The organism is Caballeronia sp. LjRoot29 (assembly GCF_964252755.1).
Lineage (GTDB): Bacteria > Pseudomonadota > Gammaproteobacteria > Burkholderiales > Burkholderiaceae > Caballeronia.
Genome location: NZ_CAXUPU020000002.1, coordinates 312,767 through 328,521, shown reverse-complemented (window position 1 = coordinate 328,521; position 15,755 = coordinate 312,767). Strand labels below are relative to the sequence as shown.

At 61.4% G+C, this 15,755-nt stretch carries 12 protein-coding genes; 9 read left to right on the top strand and 3 right to left on the bottom strand.

From position 1 onward, the window contains the following. Window positions 1–28 precede the first annotated feature (28 nt). From ACSQ83_RS03600 to ACSQ83_RS03580, 5 genes are all read left to right on the top strand, one after another. The gene (locus tag ACSQ83_RS03600) at window positions 29–3,211 is read left to right on the top strand and encodes a hybrid sensor histidine kinase/response regulator (RefSeq protein ID WP_414967734.1); all 3,183 of its coding nucleotides are present in this window, start codon (window positions 29–31) and stop codon (window positions 3,209–3,211) included. A gap of 12 nt (window positions 3,212–3,223) precedes the next feature. Beyond that, window positions 3,224–4,066: a CheR family methyltransferase gene (locus tag ACSQ83_RS03595; RefSeq protein WP_414951904.1), complete on the top strand. Its 843-nt coding sequence runs from the start codon at window positions 3,224–3,226 to the stop codon at window positions 4,064–4,066. A 2-nt stretch (window positions 4,067–4,068) separates the two neighbouring features. Continuing rightward, window positions 4,069–4,677: a chemotaxis protein CheB gene (locus ACSQ83_RS03590; protein WP_414951905.1), complete on the top strand. Its 609-nt coding sequence runs from the start codon at window positions 4,069–4,071 to the stop codon at window positions 4,675–4,677. A 32-nt stretch (window positions 4,678–4,709) separates the two neighbouring features. After that, window positions 4,710–5,891 carry a hybrid sensor histidine kinase/response regulator gene (locus ACSQ83_RS03585; protein WP_436227235.1) on the top strand — a complete coding sequence of 394 codons (1,182 nt, stop codon included), beginning with the start codon at window positions 4,710–4,712 and terminating at the stop codon, window positions 5,889–5,891. A 172-nt stretch (window positions 5,892–6,063) separates the two neighbouring features. Then, window positions 6,064–6,360 carry an acylphosphatase gene (locus ACSQ83_RS03580; protein WP_414951907.1) on the top strand — a complete coding sequence of 99 codons (297 nt, stop codon included), beginning with the start codon at window positions 6,064–6,066 and terminating at the stop codon, window positions 6,358–6,360. A 1,168-nt stretch (window positions 6,361–7,528) separates the two neighbouring features. Here the strand turns inward: ACSQ83_RS03580 and egtD are convergent. Next, window positions 7,529–8,509: an L-histidine N(alpha)-methyltransferase gene (gene egtD, locus ACSQ83_RS03575; protein ID WP_414951908.1), complete on the bottom strand. Its 981-nt coding sequence runs from the start codon at window positions 8,507–8,509 to the stop codon at window positions 7,529–7,531. Window positions 8,510–9,107: 598 nt separating this feature from the next. Here egtD and ACSQ83_RS03570 point away from each other — a divergent pair. Next, window positions 9,108–11,387, top strand: a complete 2,280-nt coding sequence (locus ACSQ83_RS03570; protein WP_436227234.1) for a response regulator — start codon at window positions 9,108–9,110, stop codon at window positions 11,385–11,387. Here the strand turns inward: ACSQ83_RS03570 and ACSQ83_RS03565 are convergent. Together ACSQ83_RS03565 and ACSQ83_RS03560 are read right to left on the bottom strand one after the other, a co-directional pair. Further along, window positions 11,374–12,675 (bottom strand): ATP-binding protein, encoded by a 1,302-nt coding sequence (locus tag ACSQ83_RS03565; RefSeq protein WP_414967733.1) that lies wholly within the window; start codon window positions 12,673–12,675, stop codon window positions 11,374–11,376. The two genes, ACSQ83_RS03570 and ACSQ83_RS03565, sit on opposite strands and share 14 nt — an antisense overlap. A gap of 104 nt (window positions 12,676–12,779) precedes the next feature. Continuing rightward, on the bottom strand, window positions 12,780–13,565 hold the full coding sequence (locus tag ACSQ83_RS03560) for a response regulator (RefSeq protein ID WP_414951910.1): 786 nt from the start codon (window positions 13,563–13,565) through the stop codon (window positions 12,780–12,782). Between the two features lie 247 nt (window positions 13,566–13,812). Between ACSQ83_RS03560 and ACSQ83_RS03555 the strand changes: the two genes are divergently transcribed. The 3 genes from ACSQ83_RS03555 (at window position 13,813) to ACSQ83_RS03545 (ending at window position 15,686) form a co-directional block, all read left to right on the top strand. Beyond that, entirely contained in the window at window positions 13,813–14,562 is a 750-nt protein-coding gene (locus ACSQ83_RS03555) for a response regulator (RefSeq protein WP_436227233.1), read from the top strand. Window positions 14,563–14,702: 140 nt separating this feature from the next. Next, window positions 14,703–15,047 (top strand): hypothetical protein, encoded by a 345-nt coding sequence (locus ACSQ83_RS03550; protein ID WP_414951911.1) that lies wholly within the window; start codon window positions 14,703–14,705, stop codon window positions 15,045–15,047. 273 nt (window positions 15,048–15,320) lie between these two features. Beyond that, window positions 15,321–15,686, top strand: coding sequence for a hypothetical protein (locus ACSQ83_RS03545; RefSeq protein WP_414951912.1), 366 nt, complete (start codon window positions 15,321–15,323; stop codon window positions 15,684–15,686). The last annotated feature ends 69 nt before the right edge of the window (window positions 15,687–15,755 follow it).

The following is a 15,755-nucleotide window of genomic DNA, read 5'->3' as shown; positions in this document are numbered from 1 at the left end:
ATCCGTGTGGCTGTACTTCGCGATCGCGATGTTGCTCCTGATCGTATTTGCGGTCGACTGGCTCACGCCGCTGCGCGTGGCCATCTGGGTGTTCTACATGCTGCCGGTCGCGCTTTGCATGTGGGTCGACCGGCCCAACGTGCCGTTCATCACGGCCGGCCTGGCCTCCGTGCTGACGTTCACGGGTTATATCCTTTCGAACGCCGACGCGCTCACCGGCCCGGTCGTGTTGCAACTCAACCGCGTGATCGGCGTAATCGTGATGTTCGTGCTCGCCGCCGTGGGGCATCTCTATATCAAAACGCGGCTGAACCTGCAACGCAGCGCGTGGCTCAAGCAGGGCGAAGTCCAGATCGGCCTGCAGATGCGCGGCGATCTCGTCCCTGCTGCCGTTGGTGACGGCATTCTTCGCTCGCTCGTGCCGTACGTCGGGGCGCATGTCGCCGTGTTGTACAGCCGTGAAGGCAATGCGCTCGAGCGTATTGCAGCGTGGGCGCTGCCTGCCGGAAGCGACGTGCCACAGCGTATCGAGCGGGGTCAGGGATTGCTCGGGCAAGTGCTCGACGAGAAGCGGGCGATCGAGGTAAAGGGCGCGGGATCGGACTTCCTGAGGGTGGGCTCGGCGCTGGCATCGGCGCCTGCGAGCCACTGCGTGGTCGCGCCCATGATGGCCGATGGCGACGTGACAGGCGTGCTGGAAGTCGGTTTTATCGGCGATGAAAACGCGGTGGACGATACCCGCGAGCTGCTCGAAAACGCCGCTGAAGCGATGGGCATGGCGCTGCGTTCGGCGCAGTATCGTTCGCGGATGGTGGAGTTGCTGGAGGAAACGCAGCGCCAGAGCGAGGAATTGCAGGTTCAGCAGGAAGAGTTGCGGGTATCGAATGAAGAGCTCGAGGAGCGCGGCCGTGCGTTGATGGAAACGCAGGCGCGGCTCGAAACGCAGCAGGCGGAGCTCGAGCAGACGAACGTGCATCTCGAGGAATACACGCAGCATCTCGAACGGCAGAAAACGGAACTGGTGCGCGCGCAAAAGGAACTGGAATCGAACGCGCTGGCGCTGGAGCGCGCGAGTCAGTACAAGTCGGAATTCCTGGCGAACATGTCGCACGAGTTGCGCACGCCGCTGAACAGCTCGCTGATCCTCGCGAAGCTTTTGCAGGACAACAAACACGGCAATCTCTCCGACGAACAGGTGCGTTACGCCGCGACTATTCATTCGTCGAACAGCGATTTGCTGTCGCTCATCAACGACATCCTGGACTTGTCGAAGGTCGAAGCGGGGCAGATGGACGTGCAGTTCGCGCCGGTTGCTATCGACGGGATGTTGCAGTCGTTGCGGCAATCGTTCGCACCAGTCGCAGACTCGAAGCGCGTGAAGTTCGTGACGGAGCGCGCGGAAGGCGTGCCGGAATATTTCGTCACGGACAACCAGCGGCTTCAGCAAGTCCTGCGCAACTTGTTGTCGAATGCGTTCAAGTTCACCGAGCACGGTCAGGTGACCGTTTCGGTGCACGAGGCGGACAACCGGGAAAATGCGCTGCGCTTCGATGTGCGCGATACGGGCATCGGCATTCCGCGCGACAAGCAGGACCTCATTTTCCAGGCCTTCCAGCAAGCCGATGGCACGACCAGCCGCAAGTACGGCGGCAGCGGATTGGGTCTGTCGATATCGCGGGAATTCTCGCGGCTGCTGGGCGGTTCAGTGAGCGTGTCGAGCGAGCCGGGCAAGGGCAGCGTGTTTTCAGTCACGCTGCCGCTAGCTGTTCGTGAAGGCACGGTCACGGCTAAGCTCGATGTGATCGGGCATATGAGCGAGCCGGAGACTGCCGCGGCGAACGATGCACCGGCGGATTTGCCCATGGCCGCGGCCGCGAACGAAAGCGCCGCGCTCGTGCAGAACCACGCGCCCGCGCACCTTGTGGCAATGGCATCGGCTGCGCCTACTCCCGAGCCTTCGTCCTGGCGCGCGCCGAACGCGAACTTCCCGGCGCCGCAGCCCATTCCCGATGACCGCGCCAACCGCAAGCGCCCGGATCGCGTGATCCTGGCCATTGAAGACGACTTGCGTTTTGCGCACATCCTGCACGACCTCGCGCATGAACTTGAATTCGACTTCGTGCACGCGACCACCGCGACACAAGGCGTCGAACTCGCCCGCACTTTGCAGCCCAACGGCATCCTGCTCGACGTCGGCTTGCCCGACCAGTCGGGCCTGACCGTGCTCGAATGGCTCAAGCACGATCCGCTGACGCGCCATATCCCGATTCACATCTGTTCATCGACGGATCATGCCGATGTCGCGCTGCATCTCGGCGCGATTGGTTACACGCTCAAACCGAGCGCACGCGATACGCTGGCGAGCGCGATCCGCAAGCTCGAAGCGCGTTCGGCACAAGGCACGCGGCGCGTGCTCGTGGTCGAGGACGACCCCGCGTTGCGCCAGAGCATCCACGCGCTGCTGAAAAGCGCGACGGTCGAGATCGTGGAAGCCGGTACGATTGCAGAAGCACTCGAGCAGATGAACCACGTGAACTTCGACTGCATCGTGATGGACCTGGCCTTGCCGGATGGTTCGGGTTACGACTTGCTGGAACGGGTATCGACGGTGCAGGAGCATGCGTCGCCGCCGGTGATCGTGTATACGGGGCGTGTGTTGTCGCCGGATGAGGAGCAGCGGCTGCGTCGTTATTCCAAGTCGATCATCATCAAGGGCGCGAAGTCACCGGAACGTCTGGTGGATGAAGTGACGTTGTTCCTGCACAGCGTGGAGAGCGCGTTGCCGCCCGAGCAGCAGCGCATGTTGCGCGCGGCCCGCCAGCGCGACGACGTGTTCGAAGGCCGCACGATCCTGCTGGCCGAAGACGATGTCCGCAATATCTTCGCGCTGTCGCATGTGATCGAACCGCTGGGGGCGAAGCTTGAAATCGCGCGCAATGGCCGCGAGGCGCTCGATTCGCTTGCGCGACATCCGGACATCGATCTCGTGTTGATGGACATCATGATGCCGGAAATGGACGGGCTCACCGCCATGACCGAGATCCGCAAGAACCCCGAACATGCGCGGCTGCCGATCATCGCGCTGACCGCGAAAGCGATGGCGAGCGATCGCCAGAAGTGCCTGGAAGCGGGCGCGGACGACTATATTTCAAAGCCAATCGATGTCGACAAGCTGGTGTCGCTGTGTCGAGTATGGTTACGCCAACGATAGCCAGGATTCGCCATGCCACATCGAACCCTGAAGGACACGGAAGAGGCGGTCTTCGACATCGAGTTGAAGCTGCTGCTCGAAGCCGTCTATATGAAGTATCAGCACGACTTCCGTCACTACTCGGTGAGTTCGCTGCGCCGGCGCCTGACGCAGGCGCTGCACGACCTGGGCTTTTCGACGCTGTCGCAATTGCAGGAGCGCATTCTCCGGGACGCCACCTTGTTCTCGCGTTTGTTCCAGTACCTGACGGTGCAGGTCAGCGAGATGTTCCGCGACCCGCCGTACTTCCGCGCGATTCGCGAACAGGTCGTGCCGATCCTGCAGACGTATCCATCCATCAAGGTGTGGGTGGCAGGGTGCAGTAGCGGCGAGGAATTGTGGTCGCTCGCCATTCTGTTCGCTGAAGAGAACATTGCGGAACGTACGGTTTTGTACGCCACCGATATCAACGCCGACGCCTTGCGCCAGGCCGAGAATGGCATTTACCCGCTGGATCGGCTGGCCAGTTTCAGCCAGAATTATCTGGCGGCGGGAGGCAAACGCTCGCTCTCCGACTACTACCACGCAGCGTATGGCGCCGCGAAATTTTCGCAGACGCTCAAGTCGCGCGTGGTGTTCGCCGATCACAGTCTCGCCACCGACAGCGTGTTTCTCGAAGCGCATCTCGTGTCTTGCCGCAACGTGCTGATCTATTTCGACCGAGCGTTGCAGGACCGCGCGCTGGGACTGTTCAGCGATTCACTGGTCCGGCGCGGATTTCTCGGGCTGGGCAGCAAGGAGAGCCTGCGGTTCTCAAAACACGCAGGCAGTTTTGCTGATTTCGATGCGCGCGAGCGTTTGTATCAAAAGGTCTAACGATGACACCGTCGACCGATTACCTTGATGCAATCGATGCCGTCGTGATTGGGGCATCGGCCGGCGGCGTCGAGGCGTTGAACCATCTCCTGCCTGCGCTGCCGGCCAATTTCCGCCCAGCCGTGCTGGTGGTCGTGCATGTCAGGAGTGATCCGCCCAGCTTGCTGCCCGCGCTGTTTGCCGCGCGTTGCAAGCTGCCGGTCGTCGAGCCTGACGACAAGAACGAGATCGCCGGGGGCACGATCTATGTGGCGCCGCCGGGGTATCACATGCTGGTCGAGCCCGACTGCACGATCTCCCTTTCCGTCGATCCGCCCGTGCGGTTTTCGAGGCCGTCGGTGGATGTGTTGTTTGAATCGGCGGCGCTCTGTTTCGCCAATACGCTGCTTGGCGTCGTGTTGTCCGGTGCCAACGACGACGGCGCGCGCGGACTGGTCGCGATCTCGCGGGCAGGCGGGCGCTGCTGGGTGCAGGAACCGCAAACCGCGGTGGCTAGCGCCATGCCGCTTGGCGCCATCGCGCGCGGCGGCGTGCACGACATTCTTACACTCGACGTCATGACCGCGCGTTTGGGCGCCATGGTGGCGGGCACGCGCCGCCAACGCGGTTGACTTGGAGCCGACACGCTAATGGAACTCCGCTAATGGAACACATCAGGCAACCTGCCAGGCAGCCGCTCAGGCCGCCCATTTACGTCCTGATCGTCGATGATGTGCAGAACAACATCACTGCGCTGGAAGCTTCGCTCGCGCGGCCGGACATTTCGGTGCTCGCGGCCAGCTCGGGTCCGGCGGCGCTCGAGCTTTTGCTCAAGCACGAAGTCGCGCTCGCCATTCTCGATGTCAACATGCCCGGCATGGATGGCTTCGAATTGGCCGAACTCATGCGCGGCAGTCCGCGTACGGCGCATGTGCCGATCATCTTCCTGACGGCGACCGCGCAGGACACCGGGCGCACGTTTCGCGGATACGAAGCGGGCGCGGTGGACTTCCTGTACAAGCCGTACGACTCGCGGATCCTGAATTCGAAGGTGGATGTGTTCATCCAGATCGAGAAGCAGAAGCAGCAGCTCGCCACGCAACTGGCGACGGTGCAGCAACTCCTCGATGCCAACGAAATGCTCATGGCGGTGCTCGGCCACGATCTGCGTACGCCTTTGTCGGCGGTGATTGCATCGGCGGAATATCTTGCGCGGTTCGTGCCGGATGAAAACGTCGCGAATATCGGCACGCGTATCAAGAGCAGCGGCATGCGGATGGTGCGCATGGTCGACCAGCTGCTCAATCTGGCGCGGCTGCGTGGCGGGCGCGTGACGCTGCAGCCTCGGGCCGTGGAGTTGATGACGTTGGCGAAGAATATCGTTGAAGAATACGAAGCGCGGGTGGGTAAGGGACGCATCTTCATTTTCCGCGATGGCGACACGCTGCTGCAGGGCGATGGCGATCTGTTGTCGCAAGTGTTTTCGAATTTGATCGGCAACGCGTTGACGCACGGACGCGAAGGGTCGGCTATTCAGGTGCGCCTGAACGGCGACGCTCCCGACGACGTCCTGATCAGCGTGCAAAACGCAGGCGAGATTCCCGTCGATGTATTGCCGACCATTTTCGCGCCGTATCGGTCGGGGCGGCCGCAGCAGGAAACGGGCGGGCTTGGACTGGGGCTTTACATCACGCGCGAGATTGCTCAGATGCACGGAGGCCGAGTGGAAGTACGCTCCGACGCAGAGAACGGCACGGTATTCGAAGTGACGTTGCCGCGCGAAGCGGTCGCGCGGCGGGGGAGTAGCGACATATCCGAAGGTGCTCAGCCGTTTCGTTTGGGGTGAAGGCGTAGCGGCGCTTTGGTCGCGGCTTCGTGCTGGATGATCTCGATAATCCCATGCGCACTGCCGGTTTTGTCGGTCTTGTCTAAAATGCGGCCTGATGGCGTTTGCCGGGGCGTGCTTTTGGCACTCATCTGGCGGCGTGGCGAATCGGCACTAATCGGGAGAAGCAAGCATGCCAAGTCCAGACCTGGATGTTCGAATAGAAACGTATTACGTGCACCTGAAGGGCTTGGTGCAAGGAGTAGGATTCCGCCATGCGACCGTGCGCCGGGCGCATGCGCTAGGTGTGCGCGGCTGGGTGGCCAATCTGGAGGACGGAACGGTTGAAGCCATGATCCAGGGACCGGCGAATCAAGTCGACCTGATGCTTGAATGGCTGCGCCGAGGGCCGCCGCATGCGCGCGTCACGGATCTCGTCAGCGAAGAGCGGTATATCGAGAAGCGGTTCGAACGGTTTGAGCAGCATTGAAGGGGTTGTTGTGAGTGGAACCTGAACGAGTTTCGGCTCTGTATTTCCTAAGTTGAACGCCTTTGAGCCAGTACAAAATACTATTTCGCCGGCTGTCGGAAAATCTCGAATCTTGACCTCAGGGGGTGACGGCGCCAGGCTACGAAAGCTGGTTGCAAGAACCTTCGGGGGGCCTTCCCGGAACGTACGGGTCTACTCAATTGGGCACAGAATCATCCGGGATTCTGAGGCAGTGGTAGCGCAGTGTAAAAAGTCGCGCTAGTCCCCGACTACCTTCGTGCTAAGGGGGTGTTCCGCCTGCCGTTTTCCAGCTATCAAAGGGTCCCAATCTCGGGGCCCTTTGCATTTGTATCTCTAAAGGCCGTTACGACCGAATAGTAGAATTCGCGAGTACTCCGGTCGACCATGGGCTCCAACACTACACTTCCGTTTCCGCCTTTGACCACAATGGGTTTGTGTTTCCCCCGCGTGCTGGCGAACTCACAATGGATCTTGGCGCGACGAGTCAATACCCGTGCGACAAACGCTGATACAGCTGTCACGTTGCCCGGAGAGAGCGCTTTTGTGGACAGCTTGATCTCCTTCCAGTGTCCCTCCAGGATATCCGCGATGGCGACTCCAGTGCTCGCCCAGCAGCAGATATACCGGTCCGTTTTCGAAGGTGTGGCCGGGCGCAATCATTTTGGGTAGTCCGCAAAAAATAGAGCCGCCGCGTGAATGTTCGATTGTCCATAGCGCGTTTGGCATGCCCGGACGGGCCACCAAGATGACAACACAATGGACTGGCGTAGCAGTGGACGTGACCGTACCAACGCGTAAAGCTTAGGTATGAAAATTGGTCTTGCGAAGGGGCGTTCATCGTCCATTGATTGTTCTTCAAAGACGTGAACGAAGTTTTCGGTCTTATCGGTGAAGCCGGGAAAGTTGGGTTATCAGATTAACATATCAGTAAGGCATGCTGATCATTGTTCCGAAGAATTTCACGCGACTCGATTTTTTACATTTCTTCGCGTCGCCGGCCAGTCCTACGCGCGGCTTGCGCCATCCATCGTGTGGCGTCGTGGCAAGTTGCCAGAATCAAAAACGGCAGCGCATCAAGGCTTCAAACAAGCCTCAATGCGCTGCCTTCAATTCCGGCCGCACATCCATTGCGAGATAACGAATCTCGTTACTTTGCCACCAGCAAACTCTCGGCAAATCCCCATTCGTCGTCCAGCCACTGCCTCGTAAATTCGAACCCTGCATCCGCGGCTAACGGCCCGACCTCCCCGGCGAGATATTTATGGCTGCTCTCTGTCCAGATCGTCTCGCCCTGAAGGAATTCCACGGTCAATTCCGCCGCGCGAATCGTTGCCTTCACCGGGCGCTTCGCACGCAAGTGCATTTCCACACTGCGAGCGTCGGGATTGAAGCGCGCCACGTGCTCGAACGCGTCCAGCGGAATGTCCGCGTCCAGTTCGCGATTGATCCGTGCAAGCAAATTGAGGTTAAACGCGGCCGTCACGCCAATCGGATCGTCGTACGCCGGAATCAGCACTTCCAGCGGCTTGAGCAAATCCATTCCGAGCAGCAACGAATCGCCCGGTTTGAGCATGCCGCGAATCGATTTTAAAAATCGCGTAGCCGCCAGCCGCGCAAAATTTCCAATCGTGCTGCCGAGAAACAGGACGAGCAACACTTCTCCGTCCTTCCGGTTGGCACTGACTTCCGCCAGCCCCGCCAGATAATCGCGCTCGTAGCCCACAATCGAAATCCGTTCAATATCGCCCAACTCCCGCCGGCACAATTGCAATGCAGTTGGCGAAATTTCGATCGGACAGTATTCGGTCGGCCGCTTCTTGCACAGCGCCTCCAGGATTCGCCGCGTCTTACGGCCGCTGCCGCTGCCGAGCTCGGCAACAGTCACATTGCGCGGCAACGCGGCCACGATATCGGCGGCATGCGCATTCAATACGCGCTCTTCTGCACGCGTTACGCCGTATTCCGGCAACGCGGTGATGACTTCGAACAAGGCGGAGCCGACTTCGTCATACAAATACATCGATGGCAATTCTTTTTGCGGCGCGTGCGTGAGGCCGTCGTGTACGGCTGCGGCAAACGGGGAGGAAAAGCGCGGCGACTGAACGGCCTGCGTCGTGGCTTGAGGCATGAGGCGTCTCCATGTTGCCGTGGCGCAGTGCGCCCGGCGGGTTATCCATGACGGAGAATTACGCGCGTCGAAAAAGACCTGACGAAAATGGTCGATCGGCGATCCGGCGTGACGGCCGTGACGGGCGCCGCGCAACCGGGGAGCGAAGTATCCGGGTGAGCAAGAAGCGCGCACGGCGCCGCCATTTCATGATTCAAGGTCGCGCATTGTCACGATAGTCGTGATGTCTGTGCGTCCCGAACCCCATCAATTCATGCCCTGTCCGGACAGCAAATTTCGCGTGGTGATCGACTGTACCGGTGTCTTCGCGATCACGCTCAAGCCATCCGGGAAAAGGTCATTTTCGCAATAAATACGCGATACCCACGCAATAACTACCCGTCGCCGGGTTGCTTTTTACACGCGTCGTGTGAACGCCATGGGGCAGTGGTTGCATGAAGCAAATGCTGCATAAGCCTCAGCTATGCCCGCAGTCCTATGTGGCCTTGTTTCCCTGCACTGGCGCGGTGCTTGCTTTCTATTCCCGATCACGTTGCAGCGCATCGACTAGAAAAACGCCTCGCGCTGCCCTCGCCGTTCTCTCTCCAGTGCCCGATTCATGACCGACTCCGCTAGTCCCGATCCCGTGATCGCACGTCTCGACGACACGGGTGCGTACAGCGTCCCGGCGCCGGTCCAGCAGCCAGACCCCTTGATGCCCGCCGACAAGCCGTTCGGTTTTCATGGCGCCATTCCGGCCGCGCCCGAGCCCGCTTCCGAGCCCGCTTCCGAGCCGGAAAGCGCGCCAGCGACGGATCACCAGCCCGACAACACGCCGCCCCTTTCGCTCGATTCCGGCGGGTTTTTCCTGAGTGTGCTGAACGGCAGCACGGACTGCATCAAGATCCTGCGGCTCGACGGAACCCTCGAATTCATGAACGCCAACGGCATCTGCCTGATGGAAATCGATGACTTCGCGCCGCTCAAGGGCAAGTCGTGGGCATCTCTGTGGCCGGAGGAATCGCGGCATCTGCTGATCGAAGCAATGGACGGCGCCCGGCAAGGCCGGCATTCGCGTTTCGAAGCGCCTTGCCCGACAGCGAAAGGTACGCCGAAATACTGGGACATCTCGGTGTCGCCGGTGACCGGACCCGGCGGAGTGGAGTGGTTTGTCTCCATCTCCCGCGATATCACCGAGCGCGTGCTCGGCGTGCGTTCACTCGACGCCGCGCTGCAAGAGCAAAAGCGCTTGAGCGAAGCATTGGAAAAGCATCGGGAGACATTGGAGGAACGTATTGAAGAGGCGTCCAGGGCATTAGGGGCGATCGAAGCGGAACAGCGCGAAACGGCAGCTGCGCTGGCGCAATCGCAGAAAATGGAAGCCGTCGGCAAGCTGACCGGCGGCGTAGCCCACGATTTCAACAATGTGCTGCAGGTGATTGGCGGAAACCTGCAACTCGCCGTGCAGGAATCGAATGGCAACGAAGCCCTGACGCGGCGCCTCACCAGCGCGCATGAAGCGGTCGAGCGCGGCGCGAAGCTCGCATCGCAATTACTGGCATTCGCGCGCCGGCAACCGCTTGAACCCGTGGCGCTCGATATTTCGCGTTTGCTGCGCAGTTCCGACGACATGCTGCGCCGCGTGCTCGGCGAAACCATCGAACTGGAAACGGTGGTGTCGGGCGGCCTTTGGAACACGCTTGCCGACCCGAATCATTTGCAGAACGTGATCGTGAATCTGGCGATCAACGCCCGCGATGCGATGAACGGCGCGGGGCGCCTGACCATCGAAGCGGGCAACGCGTTGCTCGATGACGAATACACGCGCTATCACGAGGACCTGGCGAGCGGCCAGTACGTGATGGTTGCCGTCTCCGATACGGGTTGCGGCATGACGCCGGAAACCCTTGCGCGCGTCTTCGAGCCGTTCTATACGACCAAGCCTGAAGGCCGCGGCACTGGCCTGGGCTTGAGCATGGCGTACGGCTTCATGAAACAAACCGGCGGCCACATCAAGCTCTATAGCGAGCCGGGCCACGGTACGACGGTCAAGCTGTATCTGCCGCGATCGATGGAAGATGAGGCCGTGCGCGTGGAAGCCGCGAACGATCCGGTGACGGGCGGCACGGAAACAATCCTGGTGGTCGAGGACGATCCGAACGTTCGCGCGACCGCCGTGGACATGCTGACCCAGCTGGGTTACCAGGTGCTGAAAGCCGTGGATGCCCAGAGCGCGCTGAGTGTGCTGGAGAGCGGCGTGCACGTCGATTTGCTGTTCAGCGACGTCGTGATGCCGGGACCCATGCGCAGCGTCGAACTGGCCCGGCGCGCGAAGGAAATGCTGTCGGCGCTCGAAGTGTTGTTTACATCGGGATATACCGAAAACGCGATCGTGCATGGCGGCCGGCTCGATCCGGGCGTGGCGCTGATCAGCAAGCCGTATCGGCGCGATGCGCTGGCGCGCAAGGTGCGCTGGATGTTCCGCACGCGGGTGTATGAAGCGCCCGATATGCCGGACGCGCCCGACGTGCAGCCCGAGTCTCAACCGCTGCGCGTGCTGATCGTAGAGGACGACGCCAACACTCGCGAAGCAACGCGCGAGCTCCTGGAATTGCTCGACGCCAACGTGGTGTCGGTGGACAGCGCGCAGGCCGCACTCGACGTGATCGCGCAGCAATTGTTCGATGTCCTGCTCACCGACGTCCGCATGCCCGGCATGTCGGGCCTCGACCTGGCGCGCGCGATGCAGCGCGTGCAGCCACGCGTGCGTGTGGTGCTGGCATCGGGTTACGGGACGAGTCTTGCGGCCGAGCTTGGCGACGAGTTGAGCGGCGCGACCTTGCTGCCGAAGCCATTCAACTTCGATGAACTCGAACAGGCGGTGTTCAGGAAGCCATGACGGCTTCGGGCACGCGGGCAGTCTGCAAAGCCGGGCCGCAACCCGCACGGATGGGTTCGGCCATTGGAATGACAATCCGCACGATGAGGCCGCCGTCTGACGCGTTGCCGATATCGCAGCGGCCGCCGAGTTCCTGCGCGAGGCGTCCTACGATGGCGAGTCCCAGCCCGCAATGACCATCGCCCGCTCGCGCCGGGTCCAGGCGGACAAACGGCTTGCGGGCATCGTCCAGACGCTCGGGCGGAATGCCATTGCCGTAGTCGCGGACCGTGATGATCCACTCGCCGTTGCGCTTGCCCGTGGTGATATCGACGGGCGGAGCGCCGTGTTCCAGCGCGTTGTCGACCAGATTGGTCACCAGTCGATCCAGCAAGGTACGCGGCAACTGGAACGCATTACCCGCGGCCAGGTCGAGGCGGAACAGCGGGGTGTCTCCTGCTTCGTCCTGCGCAAACTGCTCTGCAAGAAAATCGTCGACGTTGATCGCCGGCCCGCTCGTCGGCACGTTGGCCGCGAACTCCAGGAACTGCTGCACGATGCGCGTCAACGAGTCGATATCGCCAATGAAATGCGCGCGCTCAGCGTCGTCCTGGACCAGCACACTCGCCCGCAATTTCAGGCGCGTGAGCGGCGCTTTCAGGTCGTGCGCGATGCCGGCAAGCATCACGGCTTTCTCGTCGTCGGCGTCGTTGATTCGCCGCATCATCTGGTTGAACGCGCGGATCAGGTCGCGCAGCTCACGCGGTCCGCGCTCGTCAACCGGGACCGGCCGCTCGCCCGCGCCGAACTGACGCGCGCCTTGCGCCACGCGCGACAACGGCCGCTGCAATTGCCACGCCGCGACCAGTGAAAGGATCACGGCGGCCAGCAACATTCCCACCGATTCAATCATGATGGGCGGTGCAGGCGGCAGGTCGACCGGCGTCACAATCCAGTTCGGACTGTTCGGATAACGGACCCAGAGACGCTGCGCGTGCTTGGGACCATCGACGGCGAGCCGGGTGCCCGGCGGCAACACGTTCCTTAATTCACGCAGCAAATGCACGACGGGACCGTTGTCAGGCTCGCGCAACGTGATGCCTTCCGGCAGGTTCGATGACAACACCAATTGCACGCTCAACGCGGGCGCGAGCCGCACGCCCTCGCGCGCGTCGTCATTGGCTGCGGCAAGTACCAGCATCAAGCCGCGCGCATAACCTTCGGCATCGTGATGCGGCCGCTGCACGGTGATCACCGCGAACCAGCAAGCCTGCACGGCAAACAGCACGACCAGCGAAATAAGCGCCATGCGCCCGAACAGCGTGTTGAACGGATTGCCGCGACCTGACCGGCCGCTATTCCAGACGCGTGGGTTGCTGCGCGAATCGTGATCCCGCGCCGTGCCGAAAAGTTTCATACCGTTGATGCGCGATCAGGCGCGGAGGGTGCCGGCATGGGAGGCGCCGATTGCTCCGCCGAGTTCATATTGCGCGCACCGTCGGGATCGGGAATGAAGACGTAACCCTGGCCGCGCACCGTCTGCACATGACGCGGGCTGGCCGGATCTTCCTCAATAATCCGGCGCAAGCGCCAGATGGGCACGTCGAGGCTGCGATCGCTGAACGTGCTGTCGTCGCGATGCACGAGATCGTGGATAAGAACGCGCGACAACACTTTGTACGGATGCCGCACCAGCACTTTGAGCAACGCGAATTCGCTGTCGCGCAGCGGAATGCGCTCGTTGTCGCTCACCAGCGCACGCGTCACGAAGTCCAGCTCGAAGCGGCCGAAGCGTTCGCTCGCGCGGGCTTCCGGCCGCGCCGTCGATGCGGGCGCGCGCCGCCGCAACACGGTGTCGATGCGGGCAAGCAGTTCGCGCGGATCGAAGGGTTTGGCGAGGTAATCGTCGGCGCCGAGTTCCAGCCCTTCCACCTTGTCCGTCACGCTGTCGCGTGCGGTCACGAAGATCACGGGGATGTCGTCACCGGCGGCACGCACCTGGCGAAGCGCAGCGATGCCGTCCAGGTTCGGCATCATGATGTCGAGCACCACGATGGACGGACGTGCATATTCCAGCCGCCCGCGCAGGTCGGTGCCGTCATGCAGGACGGAAACGTCGAGTCCGCGTGCTTTCAGGAAGCGGCTCAGGAGGTCGCACACCGCGAGGTCGTCGTCGACGATCAATACAGAGGTAGTCATGGTGAAATTTTAGCTGGCATAGGAAAACTACGGTTTTTCATCGGCTCAAAGATCGTTACCGATTCTTACCCGAAACTGCCGCAAAAATGACCGGCGGCACCGGCTTGAAAAGCCCGTGCGCGTTGGCCCGGGCGGCCAAGCGCTTTGATCAGGAGATTTGAGCGATCGCTTGCCGTGCAATTCGATGAAAGAAGCGGAAAGGAATCGGTATCGCGAAAAGGCGCTTTGGCGTCTTAGAATGAATCGCATGACCCATCATGTCCTTCTCGTCGACGACGACCCCGTAGTGCGCGACCTCGTTCGCGAATACCTGCAAGGCAACGGCCTGGCAGTCTCGGTGCTGCACGACGGTACAGGCCTTAAACGACGTCTTGACGTCGAGCGGCCGTCAATTGTGGTGCTCGACGTGATGATGCCCGAGCAGGACGGCATCAGTGCATTGCGCGAACTGCGGGCGGCCGGCGACGACATCCCGGTGATCTTCCTGACAGCGCGTTCCGATGTTATCGATCGCGTGATCGGCCTTGAGCTGGGCGCGGACGATTACCTCGCCAAACCCTTCGATCCACGCGAATTGCTTGCGCGCATCCGCACGGTGCTGAGACGTCGCGACGCGGCGTCGCCCGGCGCGCCGGAGGACCGGCCGCCTTTTCGATTCGGCCCCTACGAAGTCGATTTCGCCGCGCGCGAGCTCCGTCACAACGGCGAGCGTGTGCCATTACGTTCCGGCGAATTCGCGACGCTGAAGATCTTCGTGAAGAACGAAATGGTCGTACTCACGCGCGCTCAGTTGAACGAGAAGCTGCGTGGTCAGGCCGGAACGTACAGGGACCGTAGCCTGGATGTGTCGATATGGCGGCTGAGGCGCTTGCTGGAGGCCGATCCATCGGACCCGCGTTATGTCCAGACGGTCTGGGGACAGGGTTATATCTTCGTGCCGCACGGCGAGACCGGCGCGGTGGAACGGGCTATCCGCCGGGCATCGACTGAAGCGTGATGAACGCGGGCGCACGGGTACCAAACAGCACCCGAAGATGTATCCGCTGAAATGATCCGTTACCAACTGCATCAGTTATTTCTTCTGTACCCGCATAAGATCGGTTCCATAGTCCCGACCACGGGATCTGGAGAACTCAAATGAAACGCGTAGCTGCAGTGTTGGTGTTGGCCGGAAGTCTTGCCATGTCGGGTCAGGCGTCCGCACACGGGGGTGGCGGGGACGGTGGCGCGGTTGTCGGCGCATTGCTGGGCGGCGCGGTGATTGGCGCATTGGTCGGGTCCGCCGTGGCTCAGCCGACGTACGCACAACCTGTCTATGCCCAGCCGGTGTATCAACCGGTCTATGCGCAACCTGTTTATGCACAGCCGGTCTACGCCCAGCCGGGCCCGCCCCCGGGATACTGCTACGACAGCTATCGCCGCGCTTATGTACCGTGCGGTCCGCAACCGCAGGCAGGTTATTACCAGCAACAAGGCTGGTAAGACCGAACTACCTCGAATCGAAAACCGGGCTGGCAAGCCCGGTTTTTTGTTTTGTGCGTTTCGGATCAGACTATGTGTTGCGCAAAAGCTGGTCAAAAAGCTGGCTCAAGGTCACAAGTACTGCTGCCGTCCAAACCTTGAAATGCCCGCCAGGCAAGCGTTACCGGCCATCGAATAGCCGCTTGTGCGGCATGCCCCTTGCACTAGCTTAAGAGCGAGCGTTGCGACAAAAGTCCTGCGCAACGCACTCAACGGTATTTCAAGGAGGCTGCAATGAAAAACGTAACCAAGAAGCTTTTGGTGTCTGCGCTTGTGCTGGGTCTGTCGGGCGGTGTGGGCAGTGTCTACGCGCAGGCCGGCGGCGGGGGAGGCGGAGCGGGTGGTGGCGCAGGCGGCGGATCGGGAGGTGGTTCAGCGGGTGGAGGTTCGGCCGGCGGCGCGGGGGTGGGCGGCGGCGGTGGGAATGCTGGCAGCTCCAACGGAGCGGGAATGAGCAATGCGCCCGGAGGCAACGCGGTCGGTGGCGGGATGGGCACAGGCACAGGCGCCACGCCTAACATGAAGAGCAATGGTTCCAGCGCAAATAGCAACTCGACCACATCGCCAAATGGGAGTGGGACAATGTCGAAGCCGCAGTAACGGGGTTGGATGTTTCGCTGGTTCTCAGGTTTAGCGCTCACGGGTTCTGCTAGTTGTTAGTCTGTTAGC

Excerpts from the sequence above, each read along its gene's own strand:
- ACSQ83_RS03600 (WP_414967734.1), top strand. The coding sequence starts at position 29 with ATGTTGCTCCTGATCGTATTTGCGGTCGACTGGCTCACGCCGCTGCGC.
- ACSQ83_RS03565 (WP_414967733.1), bottom strand. The coding sequence starts at position 12,675 with ATGGCGCTTATTTCGCTGGTCGTGCTGTTTGCCGTGCAGGCTTGCTGG.
- ACSQ83_RS03560 (WP_414951910.1), bottom strand. The coding sequence starts at position 13,565 with ATGACTACCTCTGTATTGATCGTCGACGACGACCTCGCGGTGTGCGAC.
- egtD (WP_414951908.1), bottom strand. The coding sequence starts at position 8,509 with ATGCCTCAAGCCACGACGCAGGCCGTTCAGTCGCCGCGCTTTTCCTCC.
- ACSQ83_RS03585 (WP_436227235.1), top strand. The coding sequence starts at position 4,710 with ATGGAACACATCAGGCAACCTGCCAGGCAGCCGCTCAGGCCGCCCATT.
- ACSQ83_RS03570 (WP_436227234.1), top strand. The coding sequence starts at position 9,108 with ATGACCGACTCCGCTAGTCCCGATCCCGTGATCGCACGTCTCGACGAC.
- ACSQ83_RS03590 (WP_414951905.1), top strand. The coding sequence starts at position 4,069 with ATGACACCGTCGACCGATTACCTTGATGCAATCGATGCCGTCGTGATT.
- ACSQ83_RS03580 (WP_414951907.1), top strand. The coding sequence starts at position 6,064 with ATGCCAAGTCCAGACCTGGATGTTCGAATAGAAACGTATTACGTGCAC.
- ACSQ83_RS03545 (WP_414951912.1), top strand. The coding sequence starts at position 15,321 with ATGAAAAACGTAACCAAGAAGCTTTTGGTGTCTGCGCTTGTGCTGGGT.
- ACSQ83_RS03555 (WP_436227233.1), top strand. The coding sequence starts at position 13,813 with ATGACCCATCATGTCCTTCTCGTCGACGACGACCCCGTAGTGCGCGAC.
- ACSQ83_RS03595 (WP_414951904.1), top strand. The coding sequence starts at position 3,224 with ATGCCACATCGAACCCTGAAGGACACGGAAGAGGCGGTCTTCGACATC.
- ACSQ83_RS03550 (WP_414951911.1), top strand. The coding sequence starts at position 14,703 with ATGAAACGCGTAGCTGCAGTGTTGGTGTTGGCCGGAAGTCTTGCCATG.